Below are 15,029 nucleotides of genomic sequence, written 5' to 3'. Positions count from 1 at the left end.
GGAATTAATTGGAAGTGGATGGTTAAACCTTTGAAATAAGCGAATTTGATGTCCTATTCAATTTAAGGAAAAATCTTCTAGTAACACATTCAGGAGAAATCATCTAAATTAGGAATCTTTGGCCCAAGTGCGCGCTCAATGAAAAACACTTCAATATTATGAATGTGAATATACCAGGGCCTGTTTTCTAGCTGTGCGAAGTGTGTTGTTTCTACATCGATCTTTACCGTATCTCCCAGGATTTCCTCAATCTTTCCTATGAAAATATAAGGATAGGAAGGTGACAGGATGAAGACCTTGTGATTGATTCCGTTCCTGAAATGTTCAATAATCGCCTGATCATGAATTTCGTTCACATCTGACATTTTTGAAAAATCGAGTCCCATTATTCAAATACCTCCTTAACTAAGTTATCTATACGAGCGGGAACCTCATAGAGCAGTCTACATCCAGGGAAAAGTGTGCGACTTTTTCAAATGGAATGGAGACAGGAATGGGAAATTGATAAAATGGTGCGTTTAAGAGTTTGATTGTGACTGGTGAGAGAGTTATATGTCCAGGCTCAACCTCTGCGATTTCCCCGCAGAAGATCGGCCGGAAGGTTTGGCCCAGCAAATTAAGCTGTGAGGATTCCGTAACTACCAGAACCTGTTCTCCCATCCTGTCTAAAAAGAGTGCGTATAACTCATCCTGTACTTCACTTACATTCTTTGCTGCTGTTAACGGCGTCAATGATTGGTCGTTCATCGTATTTCACCAATCCTTTCATCAGTTATAAGATACTTCCGAATAAACTTTTGCCGGCCATGTACAATCGTTGTAAAAGCCGCAAAGTGTACATTCGCTTAAGAGATGACCATTCAATATGAACTTCTTCTTTTGGACTCAGGAGAACCATTCCATTATCGGATGTCGACGAAATCCTGCCGATGTGAGTGCCGTCTTCTGTCACTGCCTTGGCCCATAAACCCTCCACACTTCGCAAATTTGTCATTAACGATTCTTCAAAAAACTGCTGAATCAGAACCTCTCTCCTGGCAACGGTTTCACCAAAGTTTGTAATCAATTTCCTTTTCATGTCGTTATCATAAATAAAGTTTTGATGGCTGGTTTCATAATTAGGAACACCAGAAGGAATGTTTGCAGAATCAATGGCATGGTATGGAATCCAAATCCGTTCTTTTAAATTGGTCAGCATCACGAAATCCCGGCCGACAGCAATGACCTTTCCTTTAATCTCCACCGGTTTATCTTCTGATTTTGAGTAAATGATAACTTCCTGATTTCGTTTCATTTTGAAAAATTTTCTTAATAATAATGTTTTCTTCTGTGCAGGTTGAGAGCTTACGACTTTTTGCAAATTGATTTGCTCCAAATATTCCGTTAAAATCCGGTTCTCTTCAAGCGAGGTTGCACCAGGAGGCGAAGTAAAGCAATCTCCTTTTTCATGGATTTGGTCAACTTGCCGGGTTTCTTCCTTCCTATTTTCTAAAAGGACTTTAATATAATCCGAATGGCGCATTCCCGTTTTCAATGTTTCCCCTCCTTTTGAACGAATTTTCCCATTATCTTATGAATCGTATGTGGTAAATGTCATTAATATGGAAATTATTTCAAACACCTCTGCTGATTCATTGAATACATTGAACATTAGAGGTGATGGATCTTGTCAGAATGGATTGTGATTTTTTTTCCAATAAACTTTCTTTCAGCGTATGTTTTGTATATCTACCTTTTCAATCGAAGAAAGCAAATCGGATTTCATTTAGGAATGAACATTTCCATGGTAGCTGGTGGCGGCCTGGCACTGGGTACCGGGATTATATTCATTAATCTGTATCCCTTGTCTTTTTTGGAAGCGACACTGATTTCAGTGATCGTTGGCAGTATAACCGGCATCCTCTTCGGCAATCTTTTTGATTATCAAACCTTACTGACAGGGTATATCAACGGCCTTATGATGGGCATCATGGCCCCGATGGTCGGGGCAGCGGCTTCTGAAGGAGTTCTATTCCTGGTTATGATAGAGGTTTTCATCATCAGTTCCTTTTGCCTGGTTGCCGCGTCTGCGTACAAGACCTAATTGGTGCTTACTGGAGGTGTCAAATGCAGATTATCCTGATTTCAACAACTTTCCTTAATTGCATCTTTGGAACCTGGGTTTACTATGTTCTTCATAGATCAAGGAGTTTGTTTAATGACAGGTTTGGTTTTACAGCTTCTTTTTCCGCGAGCAGTACATTTAGCCTGGTAGCAGCGCTAAACCTGTTTCTGATTTTCCCTGATTACTTTGAGGTGATTGGTGTCTTGAATTTATTGATTGGCATCAGTATAGGATGGCTCTTTGGTTCGCTGCTAAATGCACAATCATTGATTGCAGGAATTTATAGTGGAGGCATAGCAGGAATAATGGGGACAATGATGGGGGCAGTGGTCATGAACCCTGCGATTTGCGGATTGCCAAGTAACATTTTGACGGAGCAGGAGATCATCATCTTCTTTGCATTATTAAGTCTTTGTATCCAGGGAATCTCCTGTCTTTTGCTCATTTTTTCTTTTCGAGCTTAAGTGGGATGAATGGGTAATCTAAATTTCTTTCCATAATAAAAAGCAGCTTACAGCTGCTTTTCTGTATTATTTGCCTATAGAGAATCCTTCGAATAAACGACCGCCAAACGGTTCCAGAACCGAATCGGCCAATTCGATAACCTGTTCTTTTTTGCCAGATTGATAATACAGTTCAAAAGCCTGGACAAAACGGTCAGTAAAAACGGGATCAAATCGTTTCAGTTCCCGGATCATCCATTTGGAACTGCCTATCCAGCGTTGGTTTGTCCTTAACACAAATTCGTGCAATAAATCGGCCAGTGTATTGGCTATAAAGAGTTCCTCTGCCCTATCTTCTGACCCCTGAAAATCATCGAGTGCGTCAGTCAGGAAATATCGTTTCAACTCAACCTCTTGTGGAGTCCAATCAGCTGGACCACTTGTAATAAGCTCTGTGGCTTCATCGATAATTGACTCCAAATACTTACTGTTTCTAATAATCATGCCTTCAGATACCATTCTTGGCAGGCTTGGTCTTGCTCTTTTTACATCACTTTCGAAAAAAGCTTTATAAGAAACTAAATTATGGACAAACACTTCGATTGGCCAATCAAAAGCATATAGGGACTCCCTATAAGCTGTAGTTATTTTTTGATCAAAAATCACGATATCCAGATCAGATGTCTCTGTGGACTCTCCTCTTGTCACACTCCCGGCAAGCAGGGCTGCATCACAATCCGGGAATCTCTCTTCCACAAACTGCCTTGCTGCTTCAAGTGGTCCGCGCTTCATCCCAGTACTTATTTTCCCACCGTCTTTCATCGTATGAAACCTCCTTCTGAATGAAGGATTTGACCAGTGATCCATTCTGCATCTTCACTTGCTAAAAACCTTGCAAGCCTTGCTGCATCCTTCGGGTTTCCTAAGCGGCCGAATGGGAATCTAGGAGACAACTCGTTTTTGATAGCATCATCCATCCACCCAGTGTCGGTAGGTCCCGGGTTAATTGCGTTTACCGTAATTTTCTTGGGAGCTAGCTCCGCCGCCAATGTAATCGTCAATGCATCGATTGCCCCCTTGGTTGTTGCATAGGCTAATTCACCGGGCATCGGTCCTTTAAATTGTCCGGATGTCATGTTAATGATTCTGCCACCACCAGCTTTCTTAAACCTTTTGGCAAACTCTATACTTAGCAGTGTTGTTGCGCGGATATTAATCATGTAGTGAGCGTCAAGGTCAGCTGGTTTTAAAGTAGAATAATCATTGTTGGTGGAATAAGCTGCATTGTTCAATAAAACACTTGGTTCCCCCATCTCCTTTTCAACTGTATCAAATAGCACTGAAGCAGCGGAATCCCGGGTCAAATCCAATTCGATGCATGAAGCCTTTATCCCTTTTGTCAACAGCTCTTCTTTTAGTTTTAAAGGTTCATCCTGAGCGATCCCCCAGGACATTTCCTTGTCATAATTGGACCAGTATGTGAAGAAAATGTCATACCCATTGTCCGCGAGTTCCCGGCATATGGCTGCTCCTAAGCCTTTGATCCTGCTTGCGCCTGTTACGATTGCGATCTTATCATTCATCGTGTAAATCCCCCAAAATTATTACGACCTTTGATTATTATTATTCATTTACCATATATTGTCTATGGTTTTGTTCGTATGTTTCATAAGAACACATGGGTGGTATCCTACATTATGAAGAGTTATCGTCAGGAGGAAATTATGATGGCAATAAAAAAATGGATTTTACCAGCGGGACTAGCAGTTTTGCTTGCAACTGGCTGCAGCAGTGAAGAAGCAGAAAAAGGTGCCAAACAGATTGAAGAAGAAACAAAGAATGCTGCAAAAGCTACAGAGGAAAAATCAAAAGAAGTGGTTGATAAAGTACAAGAGAAGACACCTGGCATCATACAGAACATGAAGGAGAAATACAAGGAAAGTGAACGGGAAATAAAGGATAATACCCTTCAAAAAGGTGATATAGCTACAATCCAGAACGATGCTTATCTGGCACTCACACCTGAAGCCTACGATGAGTTATATCAATTGATTGAAGTAAATGACGTTGAAGGTGTGGATGAAATTGTCAATGATAAACAGGTGCTGGAAGTCAAAAAAGGGACAGAAGCTGAAATTATCGAAAGAGACATTAGGCGAACGAAGGTGAAAATAAAAAACTCTGGTAATGAAGGTTATCTCCCAACATCATTGCTTGAACCGGTAAAATAAAGTTTAAAGACCCTGAATCCAGTTTCAGGGTCTTTATTTTATTACTTTGCTGTGAAAGTATCCGGCATGACAACCGCGACTACCTCACCTCGAGCACATAGTTCTTCACCTGCAAAAACTTCCGTCTCTACCCTGTATTTCTTTGGATGGATTTCATGTACTTTTCCTACTGCCTTTAATGGAATTCCTTGTGGTGTTGGTTTAAGGAAATCGACATGGAGAGATGCCGTCACAAATCTCGGCGGTTCTGCTCCGCCACCAGGTTCATACCCATTTTTACGATGCAGATAAAGCGCCGCAGAACCTGTACCGTGGCAATCCACAAGTGAGCCGATCACTCCGCCATAAACGAAACCTGGCAATGCCATATGTTCCTGTCTTGGGGTGAAAATCGTCACAGTCTTATCTCCGTCCCAGCCAGACCTGAAATGGTGTCCATGCTCATTCATTCTCCCGCATCCATAGCACCACGCAAAGTCCTCCGGGTAATCGTCCTGAATTGCTTTCATAACTTGGTTTTCCATCATTGTCCCCCCACTTTAGTTCCTTTATCTTTTATAACTTCGTCTATTGGAAGGAAAAATCCTTTAATTTTCGTTGAATTAGGAAACGATGGTCAAATTAGTTTATATACCATGAATCTCTCATTTGGATTAGTTTCAGGTAATTTTACTTCACGTGAGAGCTTAAATGGCGTCTGTGTCTCAAGATAGAAAATATAATCCTCAGACGGAAAATATAAGATAATGTCAATCTCTCTTTCCCATTTTTCATATGAAAGCATGATGTTGTTTACAACCTTTATGAAAATTTGCACAGTAAAGGGATTGAAGAAATAAAAGCGATTTTCATTCTGTGCGATCGGATAGTTTTCAGCAAGGATGCAGTGAAAGTGTATTTTGTCATCCCTATTTCTGAAATTCCTTAAATAGCTGTGCTTGTTTTCAAGTGCTTCATGATAAAATATCTCATTCATTTCAATACCAATTACATTAATGTTAAAGCGATTATTCAGATAGAAATTTAACCTGCCTTTACCGCAGCCAAAATCCACGACCCTGTCACGATTACTCAAAAGATATTCACTAAAGAAAATCTCAAGAGCACTATATAGCGTAGGTTCATAGCGATGATAATGAAAAACAGGCATGATCCCTTTCTGCTCACCAGTCGTTTTAATATTCAGCATTCTATCAAATTGTTGCTCGTTCATAGCTGATAACTCCATTCAATATGCGGTCTAAAGGATTAATTAATCATTCTTATTTTTTGGTTTTTTACTTCTCCCATCTGTCTATAAGAACTTGCTTATGCATAAAGGTCGAAGATTTTGATATTCCTTTGAAAATCCTTGTAACTCTTTCATTTTTTCACCACTTTAGGTAAAATTATCCGTACTGATTATAATATTATTTTATTTTAAATCAAGATCTTTCTTATTTTCATTCAGTTCACATTCGAGCACAATTCTCCAATATTTGAGCAATGAAACTACGTTTCAGTTCCCGTTGGAGCTCGATTTTCCTTTGTTCGGGCAATGAAACTATGTTTCAGTTCCCGTTGGAGTTCGTTTTTCCTTTGTTCGGGCAATGAAACTACGTTTCAGTTCCCGTTGGAGCTCGATTTTCCTTTGTTCGGGCAATGAAACTATGTTTCAGTTCCCGTTGGAGTTCGTTTTTCCTTTGTTCGGGCAATGAAACTACGTTTCAGTTCCCGTTGGAGCTCGATTTTCCTTTGTTCGGGCAATGAAACTACGTTTCAGTTCCCGTTGGAGTTCGTTTTTCATTCTTTCGGGCAATGAAACTATTTATACTATTTTACTAGATATATATGGGGGCTAATAGATGTTTTTACAGAAAAACAAGAGGGCGGTAGTCGTTGGCGGGAGTTTTGCTGGTATGCTGGCTGCAAGGGTCCTAACGGAGTTTTTTGAAGAAGTGATATTAATAGAAAAAGACCCTAATAATGCGGACTTCGAGACTAGAAAAGGAATTCCACAAGGAGCCCAGGGACATGTGCTTTTAAAAAGAGGCGAGGAAATTTTAGAAGAATTATTTCCTGGGATTATCGAGGACCTGATCGAGAATGGTTCAAAACAATCGGATTTTGCTTCAGCTATTTCCTGGACTCATCTAGGAAGGAGAAAGATCCGCTTCGATTCTGGGTTGTCCATCATCCAGCAGAGTCGGCCTTTTCTTGATTGGCACGTCCACCAAAGGCTTGAAAAGATTCCTAATCTCCATTTCAAATACGGCTGCAAGGCAAAGAATCTTATATATAGCGAACAAGAAGTTACTGGCATTTTCATCGAAGAACAGAATGATACCATAGTCGAGCTTTGGTCCGATTTAGTAGTAGATGCGTCAGGTGCTAGTGCTTTAGCTTCAAAATGGCTAAAGGATTCTGGCTTCGAGTTACTTCCTATGACAGAGGTAAAAGTCGATTTGTTTTATGCCAATATGACTTATAAAAGCCTTTCACCTGGTGAGTATGATTGGGACAGCCTGCTTCTTTACCCAAACCCAGCTGAATTGGACCGTGGCGGAAGCATTTCGCCGATTGAAGGTGACAGGTATTTAGTTACGCTTCATGGATATGGTACACATAAAATACCAACAAAACCGGCAGATTTCCTGAACTATGCGCAAACACTTGGAGAAACACAGTTATACGATGCGATTAAGGATGGGATTGCTGAATCACCATCGGTTCAAGTATACAAGTTCCCTGCTCTTCGCCGTTTTCATTATGATAAAATAAATCTTCCTTCTGGATTACTTGTCATAGGCGATGCTTTCTGCAGGTTTGACCCGCTGTTCGCTCAAGGGATGACCATTGCTGCAATGGAAGCAAAAGCTTTAAGAAAAGTCCTACTGAAATGCAAGAGTAAAAAACTAGTAACTGAATACTTTCATAAAAAAGTAAACAAGATTATCGAAGTCCCCTGGTTGATTGCCTTAACAGAAGATTTCCGGTTCCGAACAACACACGGCAAAAAGCCTTTCGGACTCTCTATCCTTCAATGGTATGTGAAAAAAGTAGTCAACGCCTGCTCAAAGAATGAAAAAGTTTATAGCCAGTTCATGAAAGTTCTGCATCTGAAATCTCATCCAGCCAGTCTATTCAAACCAGCGAATTTATGGAGTGTACTAAAGGCTGATAAGACTTAAGCTAAATATGAGTCAATGGTTTGTCAACAAGTATGGAAATAATCAATTTTTTTGTGGAACTTGTAATTAAAGGCGAAAAACACGCTTGAAAGAATTTTCAAGCGTGTTTTTTCTGATATCTTACTGGTATAGGAAATTGCCTCCTGCTAAATCTGTTTGTCCTTTGTAGGTAGCGTAGATGTAAACATTGTAATATTGGCCCTTTGTTATAGAAGTTCCATTCTGTAATTTACCGTCCCAAGGAATTGATGTATAACCCGGTTGAACATTTTCAAGTACACCAATATCACCTAAGTATGCTAACGGAGCTCCGGCTTCGTTAGACCTGTAAACAAAAATTTCTGCCGTTTCTGCGCCACTTGGGAATAAGGTGTCAATTTGTAGTTGCCCGTTTTCTAGCTGGCTAACCCCAACATATTCAATGCGAGGATAATCGGGTTCACCTACGAACAAAATCGTTGGTACATCAACAGAAGCTTTGCCATCATTGATTGTAATTGAACCTTCATAATAACCTGGCTCCAACTTACTGGCATCAACTTTTACATTCAGTTTCACTTGTTGAGTTTTGCCAGCGTTCACTTTAAGGTTCTTGCTCGTTGAGACCTTGATAGCATCAGAATGTTCTCCCATGTTAATTTCAAAGCTATAGGTTTTAGTTTTAGAAGAAAGATTCTTAATAGTGAAGTGTTGTCCTTCAACCTGTTTGCCTTTGTTTTTTAGGAAAGTTCCAAATGAATGGCTGCCAGGTACGGCAAGTGTTTCTGTATTGATTGCGTCCATTACACGAATGCTTCCTGCACCCTGCGTATTGTGCGGATACACAATTCCATTAGCATCTTTAAGTTCATCGGCAGTATTCATAAGCGCTGCTTTTACATCATCGACATTCCAATCCGGATGGGCCTGTAATAATAATGCAGCCGTACCCGCTACGTGCGGAGAAGCCATACTCGTTCCTTGATATGCAGCGTAACCATGTGGATTAGATGCATCATGTGTTGGAACAGTACTAGTGATATTCACTCCTGGAGCAGAAACATCTGGCTTGATCATCCAGGTGCCATTCACTGGCCCGCGTGAAGAGAAATCAGCCATTGTTTCTCCTACCTCACGGGAGAAAGCAATCCCAAATGATACCTTATTGTTACCTTTCTCTAATTCAGCTAAAAGTTTTTGGCCATCCTCAAGGGTTGTTTTTATCGTAGGAACAGCCAATCCCGGCACATCTGCATGTTCCCCAGCAACGTTATTATAAATGATCGCCCCTAAAGCACCAGCAGCCTTTGCAGCAGCTGCTTTATCAACAAATGGGTAAGCCCCTCGACTAATCAAAGCGATTTTTCCTTCTACATCTTTGCCTTCGAAGTCCGAAGGTGCTCCAAGTCCTACATGAACAAACTCATACTCATTTCCATTCATCGCTAAAAGTGCCTCATCACTAGGGAACCCTTGTACCTTGGCAGACGGGTATTCAACACATGCTGAAGTAGAAATAGTAGAGTTATAGACATTGTAAGGGAGCTGGGTAGCCCCTACGGAAATAGCATCACGGGATGTACCTGGTGAACCGACTGTCCAGTTCTTAGGGCCAGAGTTTCCGTTCGAGGTTACTGCTACTACCCCTTCAGCCATTGCCCAATCCAGAGCGATGCTTGTAGCATAATCTGGGTCATTTAAGGAGTTGCCAAGAGAGAGGTTCATAACATCGGCACCATCTTCAACTGCCTTCTCAATTCCGGCGATGACATTTTCAGATGTACCACTGCCTCCAGGACCTAGGACGCGATAGGCCAACAGTGTAGCTTCGGGTGCGACTCCTTCGATATTGCCATTAGCTGCAACTGTACCAGAAACATGGGTTCCATGTGCAGTCTCTTCCCCGCGTGGATCGCCTTTTGGAGTTTCCTGTGGGTCATTGTCATTATCGACAAAGTCCCATCCCTTATAATCTCCGAATGCCTGATCCAAATCAGGGTGAGTATAATCTGCTCCTGTATCAATGACGGCTACCGTGATTCCTTTTCCTGTATAGCCTGAATCCCATGCCTTGTCCGCACCAATAAATGGTGCACTTTCAAACATTGCAGGACTAAATTCTTCAGCTGAGATCTGCTTTGCTTCTCCGGTGCTTGTAACAGTATATGTAACGTCCGGATAGACAGCTTTCACGCCGGGAATAGACAATAATGCCGGAACTCCATTTTCTGGCAATTCAACTGAAAAACCTGAAAATACATGGTCATATTCCCTGTTTACCTTTGTTCCTTTGATTGCTTTGGCAATATCGGCTTTTACAAGATTACGAGCTTTTGAGAGATTGGATTTTGTTTGTTTTTTACCTGTATGTTTTGCTTCAAGGAGAGAGGGTTCAGTCAGCTGGACAATTACTTTAGTGCGTTTGCTTGAGGAGAAATCAAAGTTGCCTTTTAGTTCAGCAAGTTGCGGTGCACTTTTAACATTTGCAGCGGGATCAGCACCAGAAGCAGTTCCTGCGGCTGATAGGGCCATTAGTAATGCAGTGCTTGTAAGAAGAGACTTATAAAATTTCTTTTTCATTTTATTCTAACATCCCCTTATTTAAATTTTGGTGCATCCTACATTTTTCACCTCCAGTATTCGCACCTGTTTCAAAATAATAGTAACATTACAAATATTCTGCAAATAGTTCGATTTCCCTTGTGCCAAAAGTCCTGTTTTTTGAAATGTACTGGTTCAGTAATAGATAATACTTTGATTCTCCGGAAAAACCAAGATTTCCCAAGTAGGAATTGCCCCTTTTATTCAAAAGGTGTGTTATCTTTATAGGATAATAATAATCTAGGGTCACTCGACTTTTCTTAGTCACCCCCTTTAGGGAAGGAGAGTAAGAAATGGAGAAAATAAGTGTATTCCTGGATGATTATCGCAAAGTGCCGGATGGTTATGTTCTCGCAGAAACGATTGATGAATGTCTTATTCTTTTGAAGAACTATAAAATCGATCATCTTTCCTTAGACCATGATTTAGAAAGCCATACAAGGAACGGCTTGATGCTTGTTAAAATCATGATTGAAAAAAAGCTGTTTGCCAATCGAATTACGATCCATTCTGCAAATTCAACAGGTGGAAAAGCAATGTATAATTGCTTCAAGAAGGCTCAACAAGATAGCCTTATGCCACTAAAGATAAATATATATTTACGCCCTCTCCCACTTCATAAAAAATAGACCAGTAACAACCTGGTCCATTCGCAGTGCTTATTCAAACAAGTATTTAAATATTACTGGGACCCTTTCTCGCCAAGCCAATTCATTGTGTACTGCCCCTTCAGCAATGGTGAACTCGATGTTACTTACCTTTTCCCTCAACAAATTGTAGACAGATTCATTTGATTCGATGTAGCGTTTGCTTTCGGTCGAATCAGGTGATTCATTTGTTCCGACGTCCAGGTGAAACTTCTCAATTGCCGATAAATCACTTTCCTTAATCAGTTGTTCAATGCCTTCCTGGGCAAACCAGTAGGCTGAGGATACAGCTGCAATTTTTTTGAAAATATGAGGATATTTGCATGCTGCATAAGTTGAAATTAATCCACCCATTGAACTTCCTGCCATTGATGATTCATCTGGATTTGTCCGGTATTTAGAATCTATAAGTGGCTTTAATTCATTGACGATATACTCCATATACTGCTTCCCCTCTCCGCCGATGCCATCAAGATCGGGGGCGAGGATTTTCCTCGTCTCAGAATTGGACCAGGGTGAATATTCATCAAGCCTTTTCAATCCCTCATTACAGTCGATGCCTACGACAATTATTTTTAATTCATTATTATCTAGATAATCGGATATTCCCCACGACATTCCATAGCCAGCATCTTCATCCTTATATAAATTCTGGCCGTCATGCATATATAGTACCGGATATTTTTCGTCTATCTGATAATTGTAGCTGTTTGGCAAATAGACTCTTATCATTCTTTCACGGTTTAAGGGTGTGATATGGACATTAAAATGTTCGAACATGGTTTTCCTCCTGTTTCAATTTCTTGTTAAAAATCATTTAGCTAAAGATTTTTCCACTGCTCCAAGCGCGTGGATCAAAGTAGTATCGAACAATGGCACTCTTATATCTTCTTGCTTGATCAATAAACCAATTTCAGTGCACCCCAGAATGATTCCTTCTGCACCATCCTTAAGTAAATTCTCGATAATGTTAATGAATTTATCTTTAGATGATTCTTGTACTTTTCCAAGGCACAATTCATTGAATATAGTATGGTTTATCAATTCTCGATCATCACTATTAGGGATGAGCATTTCAATATTTTCAGATGCAAATCTTGATTTATAAAAATCCTCCTCCATTGTGTATTTGGTGCCTAACAGACCTACCCTTTTTATCTTATTTTCTTTGATTTTCCAGGCAGTTACGTCTGCAATATGTATGATAGGGAGTTTCGTATAAGCTGCAATCAGATCGATAACTTTATGCATTGTATTGGTGCAAATGATGATTAGTTCTGCCCCTGCTTTTTCTAAACTTAAAGCTGCTTCACCCAATATAGAGCCAGCCTTATTCCAGTTGTTCTCAGCCTGGCATTTTTCGATTATTTCAAAATCCACACTATATAAAATACACTTTGCCGAATGAAGTCCGCCAAGCTTTCTTTTTACTTCTTCATTTATAACCCGGTAATACACAGCTGATGATTCCCAGCTCATTCCGCCAATCAAGCCAATTGTTTTCATGCTCCTTTCTCCTTTGCTTCAAATGGATACTACTTCTACAAAATAATTGTTTTATCCTCTATGAAATAGCTATTTCACCATGAAAATTTCTTTACAGATATATCGGAATAGTTAATAATTAACCAAATAGCAGGATTGTAAGGAGAAAAAATTTGAAGTCCTTTTCAACGTTTAGAAAACAGCTTTTATATAATTATATTTTAGGTTCTACTCTTGCGGTACTTGGAGTTGGCGGTGTTTTCATTTTCTTTACTCTTGCTCTCTCGAAGAATGAGTTCCTGATTATGTCTGCCATTCTAGGAATCTCATTCACTATTATGATTGTATTTGAGTATTATGCATTTTCTAAGGATATTAAGCCTATATCAGTGGTATTTGAGAGCGAACACAGTGATTTGGATTCCTTTCAAAGAGCGTTTAATAGATTGCACCACTTTCCGATTCTGACATTCAGAAGGATAATGGGACCACATTTAATGGGCCTTTCGATTCCTGCGGTAATATTGGCAACTGTATTCATTAAAACGAACCTGTTGAGTATCCCTTATACCTTTGTTTTCTTTGCGATCATCGGAGCCATCCTGGTAGCTGGCATGCATGGAATAATTGAATTTTTTCTGACCATCAAAGCTATACAGCCCTTAGTGTTGGAGCTTTCTGATACTGCAGCCGTCCGTTTTAAAGAAAGTCTGTCTCTAAAAGGCAAAACCGTCATCTCCATTAAACGAAAGTTCCAATTAAGTTTCCTATACATATCCGTCTTTCCGATTTTATTATTCGGACTAGCATCACAGGTGAAACTTGATATAGTCAGAGAATCTGTTCAAAGTTATTGGAACTGGGCCATTTTCATTATTCTTATTGGCCTGGCGTTCGCATATTTTGGGTCCAAATTATTATTTTTGGATGTACAGCAGCCAATAGCCCAACTCCAGGAGTCAATGAAGAATGTACAGGAAGGCAATCTGGCGAAAACCGAGGAATTATACTCGGATGAATTCGTCGGTTTGGTCAGCGGTTTTAACCATATGGTCGAAGCAATCAACGACCGGGACAATCAAAAGCAGCTGATGTTTGAGAGTTTCCTGGAGAGCCTGTCGGCTGCTCTGGATGCCCGTGACCCTTATACAGCTGGACATTCAGCCAGAGTTGCAGCTTATTCCATTTCAATTGGACAACAATATGGGTTAGCAGAATATGAACTTTCATTATTAAAAAAGTCTGCTATTTTGCATGATATCGGGAAAATCGGGATCCCTGACGGTATACTTATGAAAGATGGAAAACTCACAGATGAAGAATTTGCCGAAATAAAAAACCATCCCTTAGTAGGTGCAAATATCATCAGCCAAGTAAAGGGCTTCACTGATATGAATATGGTGATCGAAGGTATTAAGTATCACCATGAACGCTATGATGGAAAGGGTTATCCCACAGGGATTTCTGGGGATTCCATCCCTTTATTTGGGAGAATTATTGCCGTAGCTGATGCGTTTGATGCAATGACCTCGAACAGACCGTACCGAAATGGAATGGTATATGAGAAAGCACTGAAAATAATTGAAGACGGTAAAGGAATCCAATGGGATCCTGAATTTGCGAGTATTTTTGTGGAATTAATGGGTGATCAGGCCAAAAAGGAAATTGCAGTTACATCAGAATTGCGCCAATAAAATTAGATGCTAATTATATCCAAAAAAGAGCAATGCTTCAGCATTGCTCTTTTTGATGAGTTTTAAAATCTCTGGGAATACCAATCCTTCGCAGCCTCTACCTCACTTAGTGTCAACTGGTGTCCGGAATTCTCCCAGTGGATTGATACACTGGCATTTGCGTTTGCCAGCAATGTTTTCAAGTCTTCTGATTCTTGTGCAGGACAGATTGGGTCATTTTTGCCTGCAGCTAAAAATATCTCTATCCCTGACAAATCGGGCAGACTAATTCCTCTTCTTGGTACCATAGGATGGTGGAGGATTGCACCTTTGAGGGCGGCATTAAAGTGGAACAGCAGGCTTGCTGCAATATTCGCACCATTAGAATATCCAACTGCTATGATATTGTCCCGATCAAAACCGTATGTTTGTGCAGCTTCACCGAGGAATTGATTGAGTTCCTGAGTACGGAATACCAGGTCTTCTTCATCAAAAACCCCTTCTGCCAGTCTTTTGAAGAATCTTGGCATCCCATTTTCAAGAACATTTCCCCGGACACTCAATATAGAAGCTTCTTTGTCAATCATGTTTGCCAGAGGAAGCAAATCATTCTCGTTTCCCCCTGTACCATGCAGCAATAATAAAACCGGTTTGGATTCATTCGATCCTTTGTGAAAAATATGCTTCATATGATCA

Annotated in this window: 17 protein-coding genes; 6 read left to right on the top strand and 11 right to left on the bottom strand. The window is 40.2% G+C overall.

The annotated features are described in order from the left end of the window. Positions 1 to 89: 89 nt before the first annotated feature. The 3 genes from ACXAEA_RS11255 to ACXAEA_RS11245 are packed head-to-tail and all read right to left on the bottom strand — an operon-like array spanning position 90 to position 1,534. Positions 90 to 386 (bottom strand): hypothetical protein, encoded by a 297-nt coding sequence (locus tag ACXAEA_RS11255; RefSeq protein WP_475095969.1) that lies wholly within the window; start codon positions 384 to 386, stop codon positions 90 to 92. A gap of 28 nt (positions 387 to 414) precedes the next feature. Then, positions 415 to 747: a hypothetical protein gene (locus ACXAEA_RS11250; RefSeq protein WP_475095968.1), complete on the bottom strand. Its 333-nt coding sequence runs from the start codon at positions 745 to 747 to the stop codon at positions 415 to 417. A gap of 25 nt (positions 748 to 772) precedes the next feature. Then, the gene (locus ACXAEA_RS11245) at positions 773 to 1,534 is read right to left on the bottom strand and encodes a hypothetical protein (protein WP_475095967.1); all 762 of its coding nucleotides are present in this window, start codon (positions 1,532 to 1,534) and stop codon (positions 773 to 775) included. A 132-nt stretch (positions 1,535 to 1,666) separates the two neighbouring features. Between ACXAEA_RS11245 and ACXAEA_RS11240 the strand changes: the two genes are divergently transcribed. Beyond that, complete coding sequence (locus ACXAEA_RS11240; RefSeq protein ID WP_475095966.1) at positions 1,667 to 2,083, top strand: hypothetical protein; 417 nt, start codon at positions 1,667 to 1,669, stop codon at positions 2,081 to 2,083. A 23-nt stretch (positions 2,084 to 2,106) separates the two neighbouring features. Continuing rightward, on the top strand, positions 2,107 to 2,568 hold the full coding sequence (locus tag ACXAEA_RS11235; protein WP_475095965.1) for a hypothetical protein: 462 nt from the start codon (positions 2,107 to 2,109) through the stop codon (positions 2,566 to 2,568). A 66-nt stretch (positions 2,569 to 2,634) separates the two neighbouring features. Here the strand turns inward: ACXAEA_RS11235 and ACXAEA_RS11230 are convergent, their stop codons facing one another. Beyond that, entirely contained in the window at positions 2,635 to 3,369 is a 735-nt protein-coding gene (locus ACXAEA_RS11230; RefSeq protein ID WP_475095964.1) for a nucleotidyltransferase domain-containing protein, read from the bottom strand. Next, positions 3,366 to 4,130 carry an SDR family oxidoreductase gene (locus tag ACXAEA_RS11225; RefSeq protein WP_475095963.1) on the bottom strand — a complete coding sequence of 255 codons (765 nt, stop codon included), beginning with the start codon at positions 4,128 to 4,130 and terminating at the stop codon, positions 3,366 to 3,368. The genes ACXAEA_RS11230 and ACXAEA_RS11225 overlap by 4 nt, the downstream gene beginning before the upstream one ends. 141 nt (positions 4,131 to 4,271) lie before the next feature. Here ACXAEA_RS11225 and ACXAEA_RS11220 point away from each other — a divergent pair, with 141 nt between their 5' ends. After that, on the top strand, positions 4,272 to 4,778 hold the full coding sequence (locus tag ACXAEA_RS11220; RefSeq protein ID WP_475095962.1) for an SH3 domain-containing protein: 507 nt from the start codon (positions 4,272 to 4,274) through the stop codon (positions 4,776 to 4,778). Between the two features lie 41 nt (positions 4,779 to 4,819). Here ACXAEA_RS11220 and ACXAEA_RS11215 read toward each other — a convergent pair whose 3' ends face one another. Together ACXAEA_RS11215 and ACXAEA_RS11210 are read right to left on the bottom strand one after the other, a co-directional pair. Next, positions 4,820 to 5,302, bottom strand: a complete 483-nt coding sequence (locus ACXAEA_RS11215) for a PaaI family thioesterase (protein WP_475095961.1) — start codon at positions 5,300 to 5,302, stop codon at positions 4,820 to 4,822. 92 nt (positions 5,303 to 5,394) lie between these two features. Next, complete coding sequence (locus tag ACXAEA_RS11210; protein ID WP_475095960.1) at positions 5,395 to 5,991, bottom strand: class I SAM-dependent methyltransferase; 597 nt, start codon at positions 5,989 to 5,991, stop codon at positions 5,395 to 5,397. Positions 5,992 to 6,622: 631 nt separating this feature from the next. On the opposite strand from ACXAEA_RS11210, the gene ACXAEA_RS11205 reads away from it, so the two are divergent. Then, positions 6,623 to 7,948: an FAD-dependent oxidoreductase gene (locus ACXAEA_RS11205; protein WP_475095959.1), complete on the top strand. Its 1,326-nt coding sequence runs from the start codon at positions 6,623 to 6,625 to the stop codon at positions 7,946 to 7,948. A 120-nt stretch (positions 7,949 to 8,068) separates the two neighbouring features. On the opposite strand, the gene ACXAEA_RS11200 is transcribed toward ACXAEA_RS11205, so the two are convergent. Next, complete coding sequence (locus ACXAEA_RS11200; protein ID WP_475095958.1) at positions 8,069 to 10,507, bottom strand: S8 family serine peptidase; 2,439 nt, start codon at positions 10,505 to 10,507, stop codon at positions 8,069 to 8,071. A gap of 314 nt (positions 10,508 to 10,821) precedes the next feature. Here ACXAEA_RS11200 and ACXAEA_RS11195 point away from each other — a divergent pair, with 314 nt between their 5' ends. Continuing rightward, positions 10,822 to 11,157: a cyclic-phosphate processing receiver domain-containing protein gene (locus tag ACXAEA_RS11195; RefSeq protein WP_475095957.1), complete on the top strand. Its 336-nt coding sequence runs from the start codon at positions 10,822 to 10,824 to the stop codon at positions 11,155 to 11,157. 30 nt (positions 11,158 to 11,187) lie between these two features. On the opposite strand, the gene ACXAEA_RS11190 is transcribed toward ACXAEA_RS11195, so the two are convergent. Together ACXAEA_RS11190 and ACXAEA_RS11185 are read right to left on the bottom strand one after the other, a co-directional pair. Continuing rightward, positions 11,188 to 11,955 carry an alpha/beta hydrolase gene (locus ACXAEA_RS11190; RefSeq protein ID WP_475095956.1) on the bottom strand — a complete coding sequence of 256 codons (768 nt, stop codon included), beginning with the start codon at positions 11,953 to 11,955 and terminating at the stop codon, positions 11,188 to 11,190. Between the two features lie 33 nt (positions 11,956 to 11,988). Then, positions 11,989 to 12,681 carry an aspartate/glutamate racemase family protein gene (locus ACXAEA_RS11185; protein WP_475095955.1) on the bottom strand — a complete coding sequence of 231 codons (693 nt, stop codon included), beginning with the start codon at positions 12,679 to 12,681 and terminating at the stop codon, positions 11,989 to 11,991. A gap of 152 nt (positions 12,682 to 12,833) precedes the next feature. Between ACXAEA_RS11185 and ACXAEA_RS11180 the strand changes: the two genes are divergently transcribed. Continuing rightward, entirely contained in the window at positions 12,834 to 14,354 is a 1,521-nt protein-coding gene (locus tag ACXAEA_RS11180) for an HD domain-containing phosphohydrolase (protein ID WP_475095954.1), read from the top strand. Positions 14,355 to 14,416: 62 nt separating this feature from the next. Here ACXAEA_RS11180 and ACXAEA_RS11175 read toward each other — a convergent pair whose 3' ends face one another. Then, entirely contained in the window at positions 14,417 to 15,022 is a 606-nt protein-coding gene (locus tag ACXAEA_RS11175; RefSeq protein WP_475095952.1) for an alpha/beta hydrolase, read from the bottom strand. Positions 15,023 to 15,029 lie beyond the last annotated feature (7 nt).

This window comes from Mesobacillus sp. ABV4_180 (assembly GCF_056158485.1).
Note: the sequence above shows the minus strand (reverse complement) of the source record. Positions and strands in the feature narration are given on the sequence as shown.

Excerpts from the sequence above, each read along its gene's own strand:
- ACXAEA_RS11175 (WP_475095952.1), bottom strand. The coding sequence starts at position 15,022 with ATGAAGCATATTTTTCACAAAGGATCGAATGAATCCAAACCGGTTTTA.
- ACXAEA_RS11195 (WP_475095957.1), top strand. The coding sequence starts at position 10,822 with ATGGAGAAAATAAGTGTATTCCTGGATGATTATCGCAAAGTGCCGGAT.
- ACXAEA_RS11185 (WP_475095955.1), bottom strand. The coding sequence starts at position 12,681 with ATGAAAACAATTGGCTTGATTGGCGGAATGAGCTGGGAATCATCAGCT.
- ACXAEA_RS11215 (WP_475095961.1), bottom strand. The coding sequence starts at position 5,302 with ATGGAAAACCAAGTTATGAAAGCAATTCAGGACGATTACCCGGAGGAC.
- ACXAEA_RS11190 (WP_475095956.1), bottom strand. The coding sequence starts at position 11,955 with ATGTTCGAACATTTTAATGTCCATATCACACCCTTAAACCGTGAAAGA.
- ACXAEA_RS11250 (WP_475095968.1), bottom strand. The coding sequence starts at position 747 with ATGAACGACCAATCATTGACGCCGTTAACAGCAGCAAAGAATGTAAGT.
- ACXAEA_RS11255 (WP_475095969.1), bottom strand. The coding sequence starts at position 386 with ATGGGACTCGATTTTTCAAAAATGTCAGATGTGAACGAAATTCATGAT.
- ACXAEA_RS11200 (WP_475095958.1), bottom strand. The coding sequence starts at position 10,507 with ATGAAAAAGAAATTTTATAAGTCTCTTCTTACAAGCACTGCATTACTA.
- ACXAEA_RS11230 (WP_475095964.1), bottom strand. The coding sequence starts at position 3,369 with ATGAAAGACGGTGGGAAAATAAGTACTGGGATGAAGCGCGGACCACTT.
- ACXAEA_RS11225 (WP_475095963.1), bottom strand. The coding sequence starts at position 4,130 with ATGAATGATAAGATCGCAATCGTAACAGGCGCAAGCAGGATCAAAGGC.
- ACXAEA_RS11220 (WP_475095962.1), top strand. The coding sequence starts at position 4,272 with ATGATGGCAATAAAAAAATGGATTTTACCAGCGGGACTAGCAGTTTTG.
- ACXAEA_RS11235 (WP_475095965.1), top strand. The coding sequence starts at position 2,107 with ATGCAGATTATCCTGATTTCAACAACTTTCCTTAATTGCATCTTTGGA.
- ACXAEA_RS11205 (WP_475095959.1), top strand. The coding sequence starts at position 6,623 with ATGTTTTTACAGAAAAACAAGAGGGCGGTAGTCGTTGGCGGGAGTTTT.
- ACXAEA_RS11210 (WP_475095960.1), bottom strand. The coding sequence starts at position 5,991 with ATGAACGAGCAACAATTTGATAGAATGCTGAATATTAAAACGACTGGT.